Genomic DNA, 920 nt, shown 5'->3' with positions numbered 1-920 from the left:
CACGAAAACCCTGAGGTGGCGTTCGAGGAGACGCAGACCTCCGACTTCGTGGCTGGAAAGCTGGCCGAATTCGGCATCGACGTCCATCGTGGCCTGGCCGGCACCGGACTGGTGGGCGTGCTCCGGGGCGAGGGCCAGGATACCGGCCAGACCATCGGCCTGCGCGCCGACATGGACGCCCTGCCCATGCAGGAGGAAAACACCTTCGCCCACGCCTCCAAGGTGGCGGGCAAGATGCACGCCTGCGGCCATGACGGCCATACCACCATGCTGCTGGGTGCCGCGCGTTATCTGGCGGAAACCCGCAACTTCTCCGGCACCGTGAACTTCATCTTCCAGCCGGCGGAAGAAGGGGCCGGTGGCGGCAAGCGCATGGTGGAGGAGGGGCTGTTCGACCAGTTCCCCTGTGACATGGTCTTTGGCATGCATAACTGGCCTGAACTGCCGCCGGGGCAGATGGGTGTCCGCGCCGGCCCGGTCATGGCCGGTGCCGACCGATTCGAGATCACCATCCAAGGGCGCGGTGGTCACGCCGCTTTGCCACATCTGTCGGTTGATCCGGTGGTGGTGGCGTCCCAGCTGGTCCTGGCGGCGCAGACCCTGGTCAGCCGCAACATCTCCCCCGTGGAATGCGGCGTGGTCAGCATCACGCGCATCCATGCCGGGACCGCCTACAACATCATTCCCAACGAGGTGAAGCTGGCCGGCACCGTCCGGGCCCTGACGGCCGAAATTCGTCAGCAGCTGGAGGACGGCCTGCGCCACCTGGTGCGGACCCTGCCACCGGTATTCGGCGCCACGGGGGAGCTGACCTATTATCTGGGCTATCCCCCCACCATCAACCATGCCGACCCTTCGGCCATTGCGGCCGAGGTGGCGGCCAAGGTGGTGGGCGCGGAGAACATCCATGGTAATCTTGG

General features: G+C 66.1%; 1 protein-coding gene. It reads left to right on the top strand.

Translation table 11 applies throughout. The features are described from left to right. On the top strand, positions 1–920 hold a 920-nt coding region (locus tag I55_RS20680), incomplete at both ends, for an amidohydrolase (protein ID WP_049974347.1).

It is taken from the genome of Azospirillum sp. B4 (genome assembly GCF_000333275.1).
Classification (GTDB): Bacteria; Pseudomonadota; Alphaproteobacteria; order Azospirillales; family Azospirillaceae; genus Nitrospirillum.
Note: the sequence above shows the minus strand (reverse complement) of the source record. Positions and strands in the feature narration are given on the sequence as shown.